This is a genomic window from Photobacterium piscicola (assembly GCF_046058925.1).
In the GTDB taxonomy this organism is placed as follows: domain Bacteria; phylum Pseudomonadota; class Gammaproteobacteria; order Enterobacterales; family Vibrionaceae; genus Photobacterium; species Photobacterium piscicola.
Map to the genome: position 1 here is coordinate 2,912,597 of NZ_CP175534.1, position 18,158 is coordinate 2,930,754.

The following is an 18,158-nucleotide window of genomic DNA, read 5'->3' on the forward strand; positions in this document are numbered from 1 at the left end:
CAATAGATTAATCAGGCGTGACTTTGACGAAAACACCGCGGTGGTGGAATTAATTGATGCTTATTTAATAAACGATACATCGTCGCACGTGAGACACCAAGTTCACGTGCCGCTGCTGATATCTGCCCTTTATTATTTTCTAATACGGTTAATAATGCATTTCGCTCAGATTCTTCACGCACTTTTTTTAAACTTAATTTATCGTCAATTACGCGAGGAATATCTAACTGATCCGCTTCAATGCATTTATTTTCCGCAAGCAATACTGCCCGCTTTATTTGGCAAATAAGCTCCTGCACATTACCCGGCCATGGATATTGTAATAACATCGCTTGCGCCTGTTCAGATAAGTATTTAGCGACGCTGTTATATTGACGTGCATATTTTAATAATAAAAACTCAGCCAAGAAAATAATATCATCACTGCGCTCACGTAGCGGCGGCACAGTAATAGAAACGACATTTAAGCGGAAATATAACTCACGTCGTAACGTCGCTAATGTCACCAGATTATCAAGCGAGTGATGTGTTACTGAGATAACCCGCATATCAACGGCAATCGCATTACCATCAGGGTCGTAGTAACTCCCTTCAGCTAACACTTGATACAGAGATTGCTGGCAAGCGTCTGTTAATAGGGTAAACTCTTCAAGCACTAACACCCCATTATTGGCCGCTTCAAAAACAGATTGGGGACCATGTTCTGTCTCTATTATCCAATCAGCGGTCATGGTTTCACAGTTAACCCGTATTACCTGCTGTTTTGCACGCGCTGAAGCTTTAAAAATAGCATCAGCAACTAATATTTTTCCGGTTCCAATTTCACCACTAATCACAGCAGAGACATCACTTAATGCAATCCGCTTTACTTGATCGCGCAATTTTTTCATCACTGCCGTAGAGCCTTGTAGCCCTTGCTGGCCAAAATTACCTAATTGTGGCCATACCTTACGCTCTAAATTAAGCATACCAATCTGATGGCCGATCGTTTGTAATAATCGCTCTGGCGGAACGGGGACTGAAAAATAATCAAGACAGAAATTAACGATAAATTGGCCTATCGCTTCATTGGCAAGTTGCTCATCACGCACTATCGCAATCCAGCGTACTTGTTTATTACGATTTACCATTGCAGAAAAGCTATGAATACTAAAATCATCATGGCTAAGGTCAACAACACCAATGCAAGGGCCGATTTCTAACAGTAATGTTTCTGCTGTTCGTAAATCATAACAACGATGACATAACCAACCAGCACTTTCCATTGCTGGTAACCACTGCTGATTATTACCGCCAAAAATAACTAAGGTATTAGGAATAACAGCCTTAGCTTTTTTTACCATCCCGATAGTCATTCTTCCCTCCATTAATAACGCAATTATCTCTTTAGTGGTATTTAACAACTGCTTTATTAATAATATACGAACAAGTGCAACTTGTTTAGTATAATGTGGTTTTGGTAATATAATCTGTTGATGTAACTCGAATTTTTATAAAACAAATCGCTATTTGTCGCTTTTTTGACTCTTTTTTCGAGACAAAAAAAAACCACCGCATTAGGCGATGGTTTTTTTATATTACGACACGATTAATTATTTAGTTGTGGGCGCATTGCCGGGAACAAAATAACGTCACGAATTGTATGTGTGTTAGTAAATAGCATTACTAAACGGTCAATACCGATACCTTGACCTGCTGTTGGCGGTAAACCATGCTCTAGCGCAGTAATGTAGTCTGCATCATAGTACATAGCTTCATCATCACCCGCATCTTTAGCATTAACTTGTGCTTTAAAGCGTTGGTCTTGGTCTTGAGCATCGTTAAGCTCAGAGAAACCATTCGCTACTTCACGACCACCGATGAAGAATTCAAAACGATCAGTAATGAATGGGTTTTCATCGTTACGACGAGCAAGTGGTGAGATATCTGCTGGGTATTCAGTAATGAATGTTGGTTGCATTAGTTGAGGTTCAGCGGTTTCGCCAAAGATCTCTTCTAATAACTGACCACACGTCCAGAAGCTTTCAACATCAACATGCACAGACTTAGCAATCTTAACCATTAGCTCACGATCAGCAACGCCTTCGTAAGTTAATGCTTGGATTTCTGCATGATCTGGGTTGTATTGCTTGATCGCATCTAGCATGCTGATACGCGCGTAAGGGCCAGCAAATTCAACTTCAAACTCACCATAAGGCATTTTTGAAGAACCTAGAACGTCAATCGCAACGCTGCTTAGCATTTCTTCAGTAAGATCCATTAGATCATGGTAATCAGCGTACGCCATGTAGAATTCCATCATAGTGAATTCAGGGTTATGACGTGGAGATAGACCTTCATTACGGAAGTTACGGTTAATTTCAAATACACGCTCAAAACCACCAACCACTAGACGCTTAAGGTAAAGCTCAGGCGCAACACGTAGGTACATGTCGATGTCTAATGCATTATGGTGAGTCACAAATGGACGTGCTGTTGCACCACCAGGGATCACGTGCATCATTGGCGTTTCAACTTCCATGAAGTTTTTTGTTACCATGAAATTACGGATCGCTGAAACCACTTTTGAACGAATGATAAATGCACGACGAGAATCGTCATTTACAATCAGATCAACATAACGTTGACGGTAACGCATTTCTTGGTCAGTTAAACCATGGAATTTCTCTGGTAATGGACGCAGTGCTTTTGTTAGCAACTCGTAGCTATCCATTTCGATGTAAAGATCACCTTTACCAGATTTATGTAGCGCCCCTTTAACACCGATGATGTCACCGATATCTAGACCAGAATATTTTTCTTTTAGCTCTTTCTGAACATCTTTAGATGCATAAGCCTGAATACGGCCAGATACATCTTGAATTGCAAGGAAAGGACCACGCTTAGCCATTACACGGCCAGCGATTGCAAACACATGACCGGCTTGTTCAAGCTCTTCCTTAGTCATCTCACCGTATTTTGCTTCTAGATCTGCCGCTAAGCTATCACGACGGAAATCATTTGGGTGGCCATTTGCTTTACAACCTTTGCGGATCATGTCTAATTTAGCACGACGTTCAGCAATCAGTTTATTCTCATCTTGTACTTGGTCAGTCATGGGGTATCCCTTAAAATTTTACTGAAATTCGGTTAAAGACCTGATTTCAAGCTAGCTTCAATAAAACGGTCTAAATCACCGTCCAATACTGCTTGGGTGTTTCGATTTTCCACCCCAGTACGTAAATCTTTTATGCGGGAGTCATCCAATACATAAGAACGGATTTGACTGCCCCAGCCAATGTCTGATTTGGTATCTTCACTGGCTTGCTTTTCAGCATTTTGCTTCTGCATTTCATATTCAAACAATTTCGCTTTTAATTGCTTCATTGCTTGATCTTTGTTCTTATGCTGAGAGCGATCGTTCTGACACTGTACAACAAGGTTTGTTGGTAAGTGTGTAATACGTACCGCAGATTCAGTGGTGTTTACGTGCTGACCACCCGCACCTGATGCGCGGTATACGTCAATACGTAAATCAGAAGGATTGATATCAATAACGATATTGTCATCAATTTCTGGATACACAAATGCTGATGCGAACGAAGTATGACGACGGCCGCCTGAGTCAAATGGTGATTTACGCACTAAACGGTGAACACCTGTTTCGGTACGTAACCAACCATAAGCATACTCACCGCTAATACGTACTGTGACAGATTTCAGACCGGCAACATCGCCATCAGAAATTTCAATGATCTCGCTCTTAAAGCCTTTGGCATCAGCCCAACGCAAATACATGCGGAGCATCATTGATGTCCAATCTTGTGCTTCAGTACCACCAGAACCTGCTTGAAGGTCAAGATAGCAATCAGAACTATCATGATCACCAGCAAACATTCGACGAAATTCTAACTTAGCTAACTTAGCTTCAAGCTCAGCTAACTCAGGTTCAATCTCATCAAAGGTTTCTTGATCGTCTTCTTCAACCGCTAACTCAAGTAGACCCGCAACGTCTTCAACGCCTTGGTCTAATAAGTCAATCGTTTCAACTACCGCTTCCAGTGCTGCACGTTCTTTACCTAACGCTTGAGCGCGTTCAGGTTCACTCCATACATCTGGTTGCTCTAACTCTGCATTGACCTCTTCTAGACGCTCTTTTTTAGCATCATAGTCAAAGGTACCCCCTAAGGATGTCAGTACGTGCTGACACATCCTCAAGTCGGTTTTTAATAGGATTAATTTCGAACATCGCCACGCTTCATTACCGAAATGGACATAACCGCAAGATTCTATCGAATTGTAGATAGAATATACAGGGGGAGTGAAAGGTTATCAGAAAATTAATCGAAATATGGTGACAATCTAGGCTGTCGACGCCAAGATCCTCACCACTTTCGGCTAAGTTCTCATGCTGGCATTATTTTGCAGCTAAATGTTCAACCATCAATTGCACGCTACGATTGCCGCGAAACTCATTAACATCGAGGCGATACACCAATTCAATTTGCTGTACTGAAGCATCTGGCCACCGTTTAAGATCAACATTAAATGCTATCGCATCGATCACACTTCCCCCCGCTAACGGCTCAACCATCATTTTTAGATGTTTTCCTGCCACCAGCTTTTGGTGTAATAATCGAAACGAACCATCAAACGTCGGTTCAGGAAATTGTTGTCCCCATGGCCCACCTGCGCGTAATATTTCAGCAGTCTCAAGCGTTAGTTCATGGGGTTGTAGTTCACCATCACTGAGTAATACACCTTGCAATGCATCTTCATCTAACACTTTACGTACTGCGGCATCAAAAGCGAGACTGAAGGCGTCCAATTGAGACTCAGGGATGGTCAATCCAGCCGCCATCGCGTGACCACCAAATTTTAAAATCATACCAGGATGTTGTGTATCAACCACATCTAACACATCGCGCATATGTAATCCGACAATAGAGCGACAAGATCCTTTAATTTCACCGTTGCCTGCATCAGCAAAAGCAATCACTGGGCGATGATATTTATCTTTGATCCGCGAGGCTAAAATACCGATCACCCCTTGATGCCAATCACGTTGAAACAGCACTAAACCATAAGGCATATCTTGCTGATTAAACTGTAACCGTTCACAAATCGCGAGACCTTCTTCTTTCATCCCTTGTTCTATTTCTTTACGAGTTTGATTAAGCGCATCAAGCTCTGACGCCATACGTCGTGCTGCTTGAATATTGTCACACAGCAGTAACTCCACTCCGAATGACATATCGTCTAATCGTCCTGCAGCATTAATTCGCGGCCCAAGTGCAAAGCCAAGATCACTCGCCACTAATCGAGCAGGATCACGATTAGCCACTTCGATTAATGCTTGAATACCAGGGCGGCATTTACCAGCACGAATACGTTGTAAACCTTGATGGACGAGAATGCGGTTATTACCATCTAAAGCCACCACATCAGCAACCGTACCCAGTGCCACTAAATCAAGCAGTTCAGCTAAATTAGGCACGGCCAGCGCTTGTTGTTCAAACCAACCGTTATTACGCAGTTCTGCTCGTAAAGCCAGCATCAAATAAAACGCGACCCCAACCCCACATAATGCTTTTGAGGGAAAACCGCATTGATCAAGGTTAGGATTCACCATCGCATCAGCAGCAGGTAAACAGTCCCCTGGTAGGTGATGATCAGTAACCAGCACTTGTACCCCTTGTGCCTTTGCTGCTGCCACACCAGCAATCGAAGAGACGCCATTATCCACCGTCATGATAAGTTCTGCACCACGATCAATCGCTTGCTGCGCCACTTCAGGACTAAGACCATAACCATCATCAAAACGATTTGGCACTAGGTAATCAACATTGCGACACCCCAACATTTTCAACGCCAACACTGATAATGCAGAACTGGTGGCACCATCGGCATCAAAGTCACCCACAATTATAATGCGAGTATTATTGGTAAGTGCGGTAACTAATAATGTTACTGCATCAGCCATACCATAAAGCTGATTATAATTAAGTAATCCTTTCGCGCCGCGTTCAAGTTCTGCATCATTTGTAATGCCACGGCTCGCATAAATGCGTTGTAAAATAGCGGGGATCTCATTCGAGAAGCCTTGAGGATCGACAACAGGACGACGTTTGATTTCTATCATAATAACGGCTTCTTTAGTGGAATGATTATCTTTTCATCTTAACCAAATCACCGCCAACAAAAAAGCCTGATATCACTATCAGGCTTTTATCCACGATGACCAATGTTAATTAATGGTCGTAATTAGCTTTTCGCTTTGCTATCCAATAATTGCAGTAATGCTGCTGGCGGTTGGTAACCTGGAATCATAGTGCCATCTTCAAGCACGATTGCAGGGGTACCATTCACGCCCATCGCAACACCTAATTGGTATTGTTCCATCACTAAATCAGGACGAGGGGTGATTTTTGATTCATCAAAAGTACCGTTCTTTGCATCATGCATAGCTTTAACACGATCTTTCGCTCCCCAAATAGCACTCATTTGATTGAAGTTACTTGAACGCTCACCACCGCGAGGGAAAGCAAGGTAACGTACCGTAATGCCAGCATCATTATAACCTTGCATTTCATTATGCAATTTACGGCAATAACCACAGCTAGTATCAGTAAACACGGTTACCACATATTTTTCATTTTTAGCTGGATAAACAATCATGTCTTTATCCATTCCCGCTAATTTAGCTTTGTTTAACTGTGCCATTTTTTGCTCAGTTAAATTCACAGGTTCAGCCCCCGTGTTTTGGTATAAATGACCCGCTAGAAAATATTGTCCGTCATCAGAGGTATAAACAACACCACGTTCAGTCACAACTTCATTTACACCCGCCATTGGCGAAGCCGTAATTGAGCTTGGCGTTAAACCAATGGTTGATAGTTGCTTGGTGATAGCCGTTACGTCAGGCTTTGCTACCGCAGAAAAAGCAGTGAGTGCAATAGTAGTGGCTAGCACGGTGCGACGAATAAAATGCATCTTGTTATCCCTTTTCAAATGATGACAATCTCGATATAAAACAGACCGAGATTTCGACTAAATAGTTTCAATTGCGCTATTATTTTTATCCGCGCAGCATAAATGAAGTATCCCTAAATACAAATATTATCGCTAATTTTAGCTAACAACATCTCATAATTATGCACGAGGATGGTGACTTTGGTGTAATTGTTTCAATCTTTCAGTGGCAACATGAGTATAAATTTGGGTTGTAGAGAGATCACTATGGCCAAGCAACATTTGTACCACACGCAAATCAGCGCCGTAATTAAGTAAATGGGTAGCAAAAGCATGGCGCATGACATGGGGTGATAATGTATCGGCATCAATCCCGGCTAATACCGCATAATATTTAATTCGATGCCAGAATGTTTGACGCGTCATTTGACGTGCTCGGCGACTCGGAAATAGCACATCTGAGCTTTTCTCGCCTAATAATACGGGGCGCCCACTTTCAATAAACTGTTCAATCCAATCAACAGCATTCTCCCCCATCGGCACTAAGCGTTCTTTATCACCTTTACCGGTCACTCTCACCACACCTTGGCGCAAGCTGACTTTATCCATGGTTAATGTAACTAATTCGGTCACACGAAGCCCAGTGGCATATAACAATTCCAGCATCGCTTTATCACGAAGTTCAAGTGGATCATTAACATCGGGGGCTTCTAATAACGCATCGACTTGTGCTTCACTGAGATCTTTTGGCAACCGTTTAGGTAACTTAGGCGTTACTAACATGGCACTCGGATCATCAATCCGTACTTTCTCACGGTATAAATATTGAAATAAACGTCGAATCGCCGACACCATACGTGCGCGTGATGTTTGCTTATAGTTTTGATCAAACAGCCATAATTGATAACGTTGTAAATCATCAACCGAGGCGTGAGAAACAGTAATCGCTTGTTGCTGCATCCATTGTTGTAATTTTTTTAAATCATTACGATAAGAGGCAAGAGTATTGTCGGATAACCCTCGTTCCATCCACATCGCATCAAGAAAGCGTTCAATAATAACATCGTCGGTTACCATTTTTACCTCATCATAAGCTGTGTCATAAGACGGTTTAAATACATGGATAAAAACACAGTACTCAGCGCATGATAGGATATTTGCACTAAAAAGTAACCTCGTTATCTATTAATTCAACGGAATATTATACCGTTCAAGACCACGCTAACTTTGAGCTCAACGATCAATAGCGAGTACACTTTGGTTAAAAATAAAAACAGAGGATACACAGCATGAAAATTGGTTTGTTTTATGGCTCAACGACCTGTTATACCGAAATGGCGGCAGAAAAAATTCGTGAATGCCTAGGGGCTGATCTGGTTGAATTACACAATATTAAACACACGCCATTAACGGAAATGAACCAGTATGACATGCTAATTTTAGGCATTTCAACTTGGGATTTTGGTGAAATCCAAGAAGACTGGGAAGCGGTATGGCAACAATTAGATGGCTTACAATTACAACAAAAAACCGTGGCCTTATTTGGGCTCGGTGATCAAGAAGGCTATACCGAGTGGTTTTTAGATGCAATGGGTATGTTGCATGACCAACTCAGCTCAACTGGAGTACAATTTATCGGTTATTGGCCTAATGATGATAGCTATCAATTTCAGGCATCAAAAGCATTAACAGCCGATGAATCATTGTTTGTGGGTCTCGCTTTAGATGAAGATAGCCAATACGAATTAAGTGATGATCGTATTCATCAATGGTGTGAGCAAATCATGCTCGAATACGCTCAACTTATCTAAACTTGGATCATATTCATAAAAAAAGGGATGCTCATGCATCCCTTTTTTATATTTCAACAGCTACATTGTTATTGCACTGTTTTATATAACAACGGTGTGCTTATTTTCATCTTTAGATTGTTTACCACCGATGAAACGCGTTATCACTAAAGCAATAACCGTTGGTAATACCCATGCCATACCATAATTAAACATTGGCAATGAACTAAACAACGACATATCAAACTTCAGGTATTTAGCCACATCAATCATACTGAAAATCAGTGATACCAATAACACCACTCGGTATGCTAAGCGTGGATTAGGCAACCACTTGCGAATCAAGGTCAATGCCACTAATGAGATAGCAACAGGGTACAATGCAAACAACACTGGTATCGACAGAGAAATCAGCATATTTAAGCCAACATTTGCGACTACCGCACAGATTATGGCTAACAACACAGCCCACTTTTTATAAGACATTGGCGTTAGGGTACTAAAGTAATCAGCACACGCACTGATTAAACCAATTGCTGTTGTTAAACATGCAAGTAATACAATCGTTGATAAAATAATTTGTCCGGTTGAACCAAACAGCGCCATCACATAAGTCGTTAAAATTGCACCACCATTACCAACGCCAGCAGCAATGCCCGCACTGGTTGCACCAAGATAAAATAATGACACATAAACAAAGGCTAAACCGGCAGCTGCAATCAAGCCTGCATAAATAAGGTAAGTACAAGTTGTCTTATCATCCGTCACGCCTTTGCTACGAATAACATCAACAATCAGCATACCGAACATCAGTGCAGCAAAGGTATCCATGGTGTTATAACCCTCAAGGAAACCAGTAGTAAACGGTTGAGAGATATATTCACCTTGTGCTGCAATGATGGTTCCTTGTGGATTAATAAAGACCGCAATCGCCAACACCGTTAACACCACAAATAAAGCGGGAGTTAAAAATTTGCCAATCATGTCGATTAATTTACCGCGAGACCAAGCAAAGAACAGTGCTACCGAAAAGAAGATAATAGAAAAGAGGGTTAAACTGGTTTGGCTTGCATCAGTAAGAAAAGGTTTTACTGCCATTTCATAAGCAACAAGACCGGTACGAGGAGCGGCAAACGCAGGGCCAATAATGATAAAAATCAATACCGCCATTAACGTTGCGACCTTTGATGGTAAATCACGAGTCAGTCCCGTCCAACCACCACCCGCTATTGCTACCGCGATAATTCCAATTAACGGTAAGCCTACGGCTGTTACTAAGAACCCTGACATTGCTGATAACATATTCTCACCCGCAAGCTGTCCGGCTAACGGTGGAAAAATAATGTTACCTGCACCAAGGAAGAACGCAAAGGTCATAAAGCCTAGCGCAATGATATCTGTTATTTTGAGTGTTTTTTTCAAACTGCACCTTCCACTCTCTAATGGGTTATATATTGTGTCTGCATTTTTTATAATAAGTAGCACGAGTTATATGTTGCTATTAATTACGTGCCTTGCAGCATAATGACCAAAAAGGTTAACCTTAGCAATAGAGTAGCGAAAAACACCATATAATTCAGCTTAATCGCCAAAAAACCAGAACTAAACACTGGTTTTTAAAATCAAAACAAAACAAAAAACCAGTACAGAGTAAAACAACCATACTTATAAAAAACACATAACACTTAAATATCGATATAAAAACAGAATTTTAACAAAATCAACGTCATTAATTATAGTTTGATTATATAACCTTCGCTTTATATGCTTTTGTGTGTTTTATCAACATGGTAACTATCCAAAAACCAAGGGAATAAACAATGAGTCGCAGCTTTAACTTCAAACAATTCACCATCAATGATCATGGTTGCGGCATGCCTATTAGTACTGATGGCGTTTTATTAGGTGCATGGGCAGGTTTACCGCAGCAAGGGCATATTGTTGATATCGGTACAGGTAGTGGCTTATTAGCACTAATGGCGGCACAGCGCACCCAAGCAACAACAATCACTGCCATTGAATTAGATTCCAGCGCGGCAATGGCAGCAACGGCAAATTTTTCCGCGTCGCCATGGTCATCACGCTTACAATGTATTGAAAATAACATTACCCATTGGTGTCAGCATATTGCCCCTGCATCTATTGATAGTATTATTTGTAACCCACCCTATTTTAATGCAGGTCAACAAGCACACCAGCAACATCGCGCCACAGCACGTCATACCGACAGCTTTAGTCATCAACAATTACTAGAAACCCTTCGCTATTTATTAACAACAGATGGTAGTGCTAGCATTATTCTACCCGCCTATGAAGGTCAACAACTGATCAACCAAGCATCCGCTTATGGGTTATACTGCCAGCGTCGTTGCGATGTTCGCACAACCATGCATAAACCAATAATGCGCACATTAATCGAATTAACTAAAAATTGCGTCATTACTGAGCAACAACAACTTTGCATTCATACCGATAACACCTATTCCACTGATTTTATTAAACTTACTAAAGATTTTTACTTAAAAATGTAATCGGTTAACGTATAAAATATAATCAAGCAATAACGAATATTGATCATTAACTGAAGTTTTTATGTTTTAATCGGTGTTACTTACGCCAAGAGTGGCTATAATGCCGCCCCTTAATATAAATACCCATGTTCTGGTTACACGGCATAAGCACAGTGACGAGAGCATATTTAGCATTTGTCTTGGGAGAGATAACTGGTGAAAGACTTTTCCGAATTAGAGTTAGATAGCGAGCTATTACGAGCGATTGACGAGATCGGCTATAGCCGCCCAACCGTAGTTCAAGCGCAGGCTATCCCTCATGCCCTTGACGGTAAAGATGTCATGGCTTCTGCACCAACAGGGACCGGAAAAACAGCTGCGTTTCTGCTTCCAATGATTCAGCACTTGCAGGATTTTCCACGCAAAAAGCCGGGGCCTGCTCGTGTATTAATCTTAACGCCAACGCGTGAGTTAGCGATTCAAGTTGCTGAACATGCAAAAGCACTGTCTAAGTACACTAACTTAAAAGTATTCACTATTACCGGTGGTATTTCTTACGATGAGCATGCTGAGCTACTTGGTAAAACGCAAGATATCGTCGTAGCAACACCTGGCCGTTTAATGGAATACATTGAGTCTGAGAAATTTGATTGCCGCGCAATTGAATGTCTGATTCTTGATGAAGCTGACCGTATGTTAGACATGGGCTTTGGCAAAATTGTTGAGCGCATCAACCATGAATGTCGCTGGCGTCGTCAGAGTTTATTATTCTCAGCAACCTTAGAAGGTAAAGGCGTACGTGAGTTCTCAGAAACTATTCTAAATGAACCACTTGAAGTTAACGCTGATCCATCTCGTCGCGAACGTAAAAAGATTCAACAGATGTATCTTCGTTGCGATAGTATGGAGCACAAACTTGCTCTGTTAGAAAACATCATTAAAGATCAAGCTGAACGTACCATCATCTTTGTAAAAACACGTGAGCGCTTAGGTATCCTTCGTAGTCAATTAGACGCAATGGGCATTCCTTGTAACTGGATTCAAGGTGAAATGGCACAAGCTGCACGTACTAACATGATCACTCGTTTTCGTGATGGTGTAGTGAACGTACTCATTGCTACCGACGTTGCTGCGCGCGGTATTGATTTACCCGATGTAAGCCATGTTATTAACTTTGACCTACCACGTACTGCTGAAGTCTACGTACACCGTATTGGTCGTACTGCTCGTGCAGGCAAAAAAGGTACTGCTATTGCATTGGTTGAAGCACATGACCAAGGCATGATCGAACGTATTAGCCGTTACATGAAAGAAGAAGTGCAAGAGCGCTTTATTCATGGTCTACGTCCACAAACGAAGAAACCTAATACCGCCAAGAAAAAGAAAAAAGTTGATAAGAAAGTAAAAGAAGCGAAAGCGAAAAAGAAAATCAAACAAGCAGCTAAAAAAAGCCAAGCTAAGTCATAATTTTCTCTTTTACAAAACAGACAAATAAAAAGGCCAACGCTAATGCGTTGGCCTTTTTTTAGCATAAAATAATTACCGCTACATTAATTATTGCTGTTCACGCTTAAACACTAATTCAGTGGATGTTGATTCCGCTGCAACAAAATAATAGCCTGCACTATCAAACTGTTGTAACTGAGCAATAGACGTTAATTGATTATCTAAAATATAGCGAGCCATCATTCCACGGGCTCTTTTGGCATAGAAACTAATGACTTTATAGGTGCCATTTTTACAGTCTTTAAAAATAGGGGTAATTAATTGAGCATTGAGTTTTTTAGGCTTAACCGCTTTAAAGTATTCATTAGATGCTAGATTAACCACAATATTATCGCCTTGTTCAGCAACAGCTACATTAAGCTTATCGGTAATAATATCGCCCCAGAATTGATACAAATTAGTGCCACGTTGGTTCACTAGACGGGTGCCCATTTCTAAACGGTATGGCTGCATTAAATCAAGTGGTCGCAACACACCATAAAGCCCAGATAACATTCGTAAATGCTGCTGTGTATAGGCAAACTGTGCTTCAGTCATAGTTTCAGCGGCTAAGCCCGTGTAGACATCACCTTTAAATGCCAAAATCGCTTGGCGAGCATTATCCACGGTAAACGTTGGCTGCCACTCAGCAAAACGAGCTGCATTTAGTCCGGCAATTTTATCACTGACTTTCATCAAGCTAGCAATATCCATCGGTGTCAGCTCTCGGCAAACATCAATCAATTCAGCTGAATCAACGGTTAATTCAGGTAACGTATAAGTTGTTGTTGCTAATGGCGAGGTGTAATCTAACGTTTTTGCGGGTGATACCACGATTAACATAAGGCTTTTTCCTTTAAAGTCTGACGTATTTAGACTACCACCATCAATAGTAAAAACCACGTATAACTGCCGTGATTATTACTATTTCATTAATAGGTATACAACATTAATGTCGCGTTGATTTTACGACAACGGGTGCCGATTCATCCCAAATTCCCGCTTCAAGTTGAGCATGTAATTCGGGGTAATCTTGACGATTAAATGTGGGTATTTTTCCTAGCGACAACTGCTTGTTATAATCTTGAGCTAACTTAATCACCGTCCCCGACAGTAACACTATCGCGGCTAAGTTAATCATTGCCATCATGCCCATAGAGATATCAGCCATCGCCCAAACGGTAGGTAAGTCAGCCATTGCTCCAAACATCACCATACATAACACGACCACTCGAAAGACATTTAAGCCCACCTTGTGATTATGCTCTAGAAATATCAAATTCGTTTCAGCATAGGAATAATTGGCAACCAGTGATGTAAAAGAAAAGAAGAATATAGCCACCGCAATAAAAATCCCGCCCCAATCCCCCACTTGGGAACTGATGGCTTTTTGGGTTAATTCAATGCCTGTAATACTGCTATGTGGCTCATATTCACCTGACATTAAAATAATCGCCACCGTGGCAGAGCAGATAACAATGGTGTCCATAAACACCCCTAACATCTGTACATAACCTTGTGATGCAGGGTGCGGAGGATAAGGTGTTGCTGATGCAGCAGCGTTTGGGGCTGAGCCCATACCTGCTTCATTTGAAAATAATCCACGTTTTAAGCCATTAATCATTCCTTGTGCAATGGTGTAACCTAACGCACCAGAGGCTGCTTCTTCAAAACCAAACGCGCTGCGAAAAATCAACATCAAAATATGCGGTAACTGTTCGATATTACTCAGCATAATAAATAATGCCAATACGAGGTAACACAATGCCATCGTCGGTACTAAAATTTCAGCTGTACGTGCAATTGTACGCAGACCACCAAAAATAATAATGCCAGTTAATACCACAAGGCCAAGGCCAACATATTGTGGTTGCCACCCAAAAGCGACATGCGTGGCTTGACTGATTGAATTGGCTTGCACCGCATTAAAAACTAAGCCAAAGGCAATGATCAAACAGATAGAAAAGATAACCCCCATCCACCGCATACCTAAACCACGTTCCATATAATAGGCAGGGCCACCACGATAATTACCATCATCATCACGGGTTTTGTACAATTGCGCTAATGCACTTTCTGCAAAAGCAGTCGCCATACCTAACATCGCAATTAGCCACATCCAAAAAATGGCACCGGGGCCACCTAAGGTCAAGGCAACAGCAACCCCAGCCATATTGCCAGAGCCAACTCTTGCCGCCAAACTGGTACACAAAGCTTGAAAAGATGAAATACCCGACGAGTCTGACTTTCGACTATTTTTCATTACAGAAAACATATGTTTAAAGTGACGAAATTGAATAAAGTTGAGGCGATAAGTAAAATAAATGCCAATACCAATCAGCAAATATATCAACACCGATCCCCATAGCAAATCGTTGATAAAGTTAATTTGACTAGTCACATTTCACGCCTTAAAAATCGATAACTAATGATACAACGTCCTTTTCACTACCGTTATTAACCCAATAAAAAACAGCGCCAACATGGCAATAATACGTTACAGGTATTCTTTTTAACCCTGCCAACTTTAAAGCATAAAATCAGAGATAAGGTGCAAAACCATTATTAAAATAATAATTATTTAATTATCAGCATTTTTACAGTGAGTTATAAAACTTACAACTAAAAACATTTACTGATTATTACCCTCTAAAAATGGATTTGATTTAGATAATTAGTCGGTTTAACTACAGACTAATAATTAAAACTATAAAAATCCTATTTAACACCAATAATGGTCTCTTTTTTAATCACTCACTCAACAATTGTGATACTTGACACACAAAAGTTTCATATTTTAATAACAAATGAGAAACAGTTCAATTTTATTATTAGCCATTCTATGGTAATAAATACTCAAATCGCTTACACCAAGCGAAAAGTAGGGATAGGTGCTTTATGGATAGCTTTGCATTTGATGACATGATGACAATCGATACTGTTTCTCGTCGCTCTCGTGCTAAACCAGAAAAACGAAAGTGGCGTGAAATTGAAGCATTGAAAGACCGTCAAAGACTACGCAGAGAACTACAAGACATGGATATGTGTGGTAGTTTCAATAGTGATGATTTTGATTTCTAAAAATATTATTAAAACGGCCAGCATAAACGCTGGCCTTTTTTATTCCTAAAAGCGATACCTTGTGCCGCGACTTATAATTGCCAATTAATCGGTGATTTGCTCATCATCGACAATAAATTATTAGCCTCTGAAAAATGCTTACAGCCGAAAAAACCACGATAAGCAGATAATGGTGAAGGATGTGCTGACGTTAAAACGTGATGTCGTTCAAGATCAATTTTTTTACCTTTTTTCTGAGCATGTGCGCCCCACAATAAAAAAATCACCCCTTCGGTATTATCATTAATGTATTCAATAGCGCGATCAGTAAACGTTTCCCAACCAATTTTAGCGTGAGAGTGCGCATTACCTTGTTCAACGGTTAAGACGGTATTAAGTAACAGTACCCCCTGCTCAGCCCATGGTTGTAAATAACCATGCTCAGGAATAGTAAATCCATTGATATCCGTCGCTAATTCCTTGTACATATTAACCAATGATGGTGGCGTTTTTACTCCAGGTAATACCGAAAAACTCAACCCATGTGCTTGTTCAGGACCATGATAAGGATCTTGACCTAAAATCACGACTTTCGTTGCCATTAATGGCGTACTGAAAAAAGCATTAAACACATCATCTTGAGGAGGAAAAACAGTCTTACCCTCAGCACGAGCCGTAGCAACTGCTTGTTCGATATCATTAAAATACGGTAATTGTTGTTGCTGCTCGATAAATGTTTGCCAGCTTGCCGTCATAGGTTAACTCTCTTATTCAAAACTGCGTAAAGTCGTAATTTCATGGTGCCAGATATCAGGATTAATGGTTTCTAATATCAAAGGTATATTATTAAAGCGGTTATCTTGCATTAAGAATCGAAAGCAATCCCATCCAATCATCCCTTCACCTAGGCTATGATGACGATCCAAATGACTCCCTAAATCTCCTTTAGAATCATTTAAATGCATTGCTCGCAAATATTGCATCCCAACCACTTGATCAAATTCAGCAAACGTCGCTGCTGTCGCTTCCATCGTCCGTAAATCATATCCAGCCGCAAAGGTATGGCAAGTATCAATACAAACTCCTACACGAGATTTATCCTCCACTTGAGCAATAATCTCAGCCAAATGTTCAAAACGCCAACCTAAGTTCGAGCCTTGTCCTGCCGTATTTTCGATCACCGCAACTACATCATCAACTTGCTGATGAGCTAAATTAATCGATTCAGCAATGAGGGCTAAACAGGCTGATTCTGATATTTTTTTAAGATGACTGCCTGGGTGAAAATTCAATAAATGTAATCCTAATTGCTGACAACGTTGCATCTCATCAATGAAAGCTAACCGTGATTTTTGTAACTTCTCAGTATCCGGTGAACCTAAATTAATCAAGTAAGAATCGTGCGGTAAAATAGCAGTCGCATCAAAATTTAACTGCTGACATTTTGTCTTAAACGCCAGAATAGCATCAGCCTCTAACGGCTTAGACAACCATTGACGTTGATTCTTAGTAAACAATGCGAAAGCATTTGCACCAATAGCCGCAGCATTTGAAGGGGCATTGTACACACCACCAGCTGCCGACACATGAGCCCCAATCAGTTTCATAATAACTCCTACAAATAACCGCCAAACAACATATTAACAACACTAATAGCGGTCGTGATATTTAACATAAAAACCCACAAGATATGACAATCTATTCACCATAAGCATATAGTAACATCATAAAATGTCGTTATTTTACAACAAAATAACATTCAACTTATTTTTTAAATTTGATATTTTTAGTTGATTCGCCAGTAAAATGCAGTTAGATTGACCTAGCTCAATAAAACAGCCTTATTATATTTAAGGTTTTTCGTTGTAATTTGATCTACATCAATACACAAATGTGCGTTGAAGGTTATATAATAGGTAGCTCAATACAAAAACGAATAAATTAACAACAATTTTCTTGGAGAAAAGTTATGATTACTGGTATTCAAATTACTAAAGCAGCAAACGATGATCTACTAAACTCAATCTGGATCCTAGATAGCGAGTCTAATGAAGCGCGTTGTGTTTGTGCACCTGGTAGCTACGATGCTGACCAAATTATCGCACAAGCAGATCTTGGTGACATTGAGTACCGTGAACTAGCTATCGAAGCGCCAGCTAAAATCGAAGGTGGTCAACACCTAAACGTTAACGTTCTTAAGCGTGAAACACTACTAGATGCTGCTGCACACCCAGAAAAATACCCACAGCTAACTATCCGTGTATCAGGTTACGCTGTACGTTTCAACTCACTAACAACTGAACAACAGCAAGACGTTATCGCTCGTACTTTCACTAGCAGCCTATAATTTATAGCCTAGTGT

General features: G+C 40.6%; 16 protein-coding genes. 5 read left to right on the forward strand and 11 right to left on the reverse strand.

Annotation, left to right across the window (positions count from 1 at the left end; genetic code table 11):
• Positions 1–11: 11 nt before the first annotated feature.
• From ACJZU6_RS13750 to xerD, 6 genes are all read right to left on the reverse strand, one after another.
• Complete coding sequence (locus tag ACJZU6_RS13750; protein WP_408900440.1) at positions 12–1,355, reverse strand: sigma-54-dependent transcriptional regulator; 1,344 nt, start codon at positions 1,353–1,355, stop codon at positions 12–14.
• A 233-nt stretch (positions 1,356–1,588) separates the two neighbouring features.
• Entirely contained in the window at positions 1,589–3,097 is a 1,509-nt protein-coding gene (gene lysS / locus ACJZU6_RS13755) for a lysine--tRNA ligase (RefSeq protein WP_080158480.1), read from the reverse strand.
• Positions 3,098–3,129: 32 nt separating this feature from the next.
• Positions 3,130–4,228 (reverse strand): peptide chain release factor 2 gene (gene prfB, locus ACJZU6_RS13760; RefSeq protein ID WP_107276911.1). Its coding sequence is split into 2 segments (ribosomal slippage): positions 3,130–4,152 and positions 4,154–4,228, totalling 1,098 coding nucleotides; the frame shifts between segments, so codons are not numbered across the junction.
• 168 nt (positions 4,229–4,396) lie between these two features.
• Positions 4,397–6,121 (reverse strand): single-stranded-DNA-specific exonuclease RecJ, encoded by a 1,725-nt coding sequence (gene recJ / locus ACJZU6_RS13765; protein WP_408900441.1) that lies wholly within the window; start codon positions 6,119–6,121, stop codon positions 4,397–4,399.
• A gap of 122 nt (positions 6,122–6,243) precedes the next feature.
• Positions 6,244–6,972 (reverse strand): bifunctional protein-disulfide isomerase/oxidoreductase DsbC, encoded by a 729-nt coding sequence (dsbC, locus tag ACJZU6_RS13770; protein ID WP_107276909.1) that lies wholly within the window; start codon positions 6,970–6,972, stop codon positions 6,244–6,246.
• Between the two features lie 159 nt (positions 6,973–7,131).
• Positions 7,132–8,028: a site-specific tyrosine recombinase XerD gene (xerD, locus tag ACJZU6_RS13775; RefSeq protein WP_080158483.1), complete on the reverse strand. Its 897-nt coding sequence runs from the start codon at positions 8,026–8,028 to the stop codon at positions 7,132–7,134.
• 212 nt (positions 8,029–8,240) lie between these two features.
• On the opposite strand from xerD, the gene fldB reads away from it, so the two are divergent.
• Positions 8,241–8,762 carry a flavodoxin FldB gene (fldB, locus tag ACJZU6_RS13780; RefSeq protein ID WP_080158484.1) on the forward strand — a complete coding sequence of 174 codons (522 nt, stop codon included), beginning with the start codon at positions 8,241–8,243 and terminating at the stop codon, positions 8,760–8,762.
• A gap of 81 nt (positions 8,763–8,843) precedes the next feature.
• Here fldB and brnQ read toward each other — a convergent pair whose 3' ends face one another.
• Positions 8,844–10,163, reverse strand: coding sequence for a branched-chain amino acid transport system II carrier protein (gene brnQ, locus ACJZU6_RS13785; protein WP_408900442.1), 1,320 nt, complete (start codon positions 10,161–10,163; stop codon positions 8,844–8,846).
• Between the two features lie 398 nt (positions 10,164–10,561).
• Between brnQ and ACJZU6_RS13790 the strand changes: the two genes are divergently transcribed.
• Together ACJZU6_RS13790 and srmB are read left to right on the forward strand one after the other, a co-directional pair.
• Entirely contained in the window at positions 10,562–11,272 is a 711-nt protein-coding gene (locus tag ACJZU6_RS13790) for a methyltransferase (protein WP_327769841.1), read from the forward strand.
• Positions 11,273–11,467: 195 nt separating this feature from the next.
• Entirely contained in the window at positions 11,468–12,718 is a 1,251-nt protein-coding gene (srmB, locus tag ACJZU6_RS13795) for an ATP-dependent RNA helicase SrmB (RefSeq protein WP_080158487.1), read from the forward strand.
• 87 nt (positions 12,719–12,805) lie between these two features.
• Here srmB and yaaA read toward each other — a convergent pair whose 3' ends face one another.
• A complete protein-coding gene (yaaA, locus tag ACJZU6_RS13800) occupies positions 12,806–13,579 on the reverse strand; it encodes a peroxide stress protein YaaA (RefSeq protein ID WP_327779818.1) in 774 nt (257 codons plus the stop codon).
• Between the two features lie 106 nt (positions 13,580–13,685).
• Complete coding sequence (locus ACJZU6_RS13805) at positions 13,686–15,137, reverse strand: sodium:alanine symporter family protein (RefSeq protein WP_080158489.1); 1,452 nt, start codon at positions 15,135–15,137, stop codon at positions 13,686–13,688.
• Between the two features lie 497 nt (positions 15,138–15,634).
• On the opposite strand from ACJZU6_RS13805, the gene ACJZU6_RS13810 reads away from it, so the two are divergent.
• The gene (locus tag ACJZU6_RS13810) at positions 15,635–15,817 is read left to right on the forward strand and encodes a DUF3545 family protein (RefSeq protein WP_080158490.1); all 183 of its coding nucleotides are present in this window, start codon (positions 15,635–15,637) and stop codon (positions 15,815–15,817) included.
• A 71-nt stretch (positions 15,818–15,888) separates the two neighbouring features.
• Here the strand turns inward: ACJZU6_RS13810 and ung are convergent, their stop codons facing one another.
• Positions 15,889–16,551, reverse strand: a complete 663-nt coding sequence (ung, locus tag ACJZU6_RS13815; RefSeq protein ID WP_408900443.1) for a uracil-DNA glycosylase — start codon at positions 16,549–16,551, stop codon at positions 15,889–15,891.
• Positions 16,552–16,563: 12 nt separating this feature from the next.
• Complete coding sequence (nfo, locus tag ACJZU6_RS13820; protein WP_080158492.1) at positions 16,564–17,403, reverse strand: deoxyribonuclease IV; 840 nt, start codon at positions 17,401–17,403, stop codon at positions 16,564–16,566.
• A gap of 362 nt (positions 17,404–17,765) precedes the next feature.
• Here nfo and grcA point away from each other — a divergent pair, with 362 nt between their 5' ends.
• The gene (gene grcA, locus ACJZU6_RS13825) at positions 17,766–18,143 is read left to right on the forward strand and encodes an autonomous glycyl radical cofactor GrcA (RefSeq protein ID WP_036796032.1); all 378 of its coding nucleotides are present in this window, start codon (positions 17,766–17,768) and stop codon (positions 18,141–18,143) included.
• Positions 18,144–18,158 lie beyond the last annotated feature (15 nt).

Coding starts and splice junctions, on each gene's coding strand:
- ACJZU6_RS13750 (WP_408900440.1), bottom strand. CDS start 1,355: ATGACTATCGGGATGGTAAAAAAAGCTAAGGCTGTTATTCCTAATACC.
- lysS (WP_080158480.1), bottom strand. CDS start 3,097: ATGACTGACCAAGTACAAGATGAGAATAAACTGATTGCTGAACGTCGT.
- recJ (WP_408900441.1), bottom strand. CDS start 6,121: ATGATAGAAATCAAACGTCGTCCTGTTGTCGATCCTCAAGGCTTCTCG.
- dsbC (WP_107276909.1), bottom strand. CDS start 6,972: ATGCATTTTATTCGTCGCACCGTGCTAGCCACTACTATTGCACTCACT.
- xerD (WP_080158483.1), bottom strand. CDS start 8,028: ATGGTAACCGACGATGTTATTATTGAACGCTTTCTTGATGCGATGTGG.
- fldB (WP_080158484.1), top strand. CDS start 8,241: ATGAAAATTGGTTTGTTTTATGGCTCAACGACCTGTTATACCGAAATG.
- ACJZU6_RS13790 (WP_327769841.1), top strand. CDS start 10,562: ATGAGTCGCAGCTTTAACTTCAAACAATTCACCATCAATGATCATGGT.
- yaaA (WP_327779818.1), bottom strand. CDS start 13,579: ATGTTAATCGTGGTATCACCCGCAAAAACGTTAGATTACACCTCGCCA.
- ACJZU6_RS13810 (WP_080158490.1), top strand. CDS start 15,635: ATGGATAGCTTTGCATTTGATGACATGATGACAATCGATACTGTTTCT.
- ung (WP_408900443.1), bottom strand. CDS start 16,551: ATGACGGCAAGCTGGCAAACATTTATCGAGCAGCAACAACAATTACCG.
- nfo (WP_080158492.1), bottom strand. CDS start 17,403: ATGAAACTGATTGGGGCTCATGTGTCGGCAGCTGGTGGTGTGTACAAT.
- grcA (WP_036796032.1), top strand. CDS start 17,766: ATGATTACTGGTATTCAAATTACTAAAGCAGCAAACGATGATCTACTA.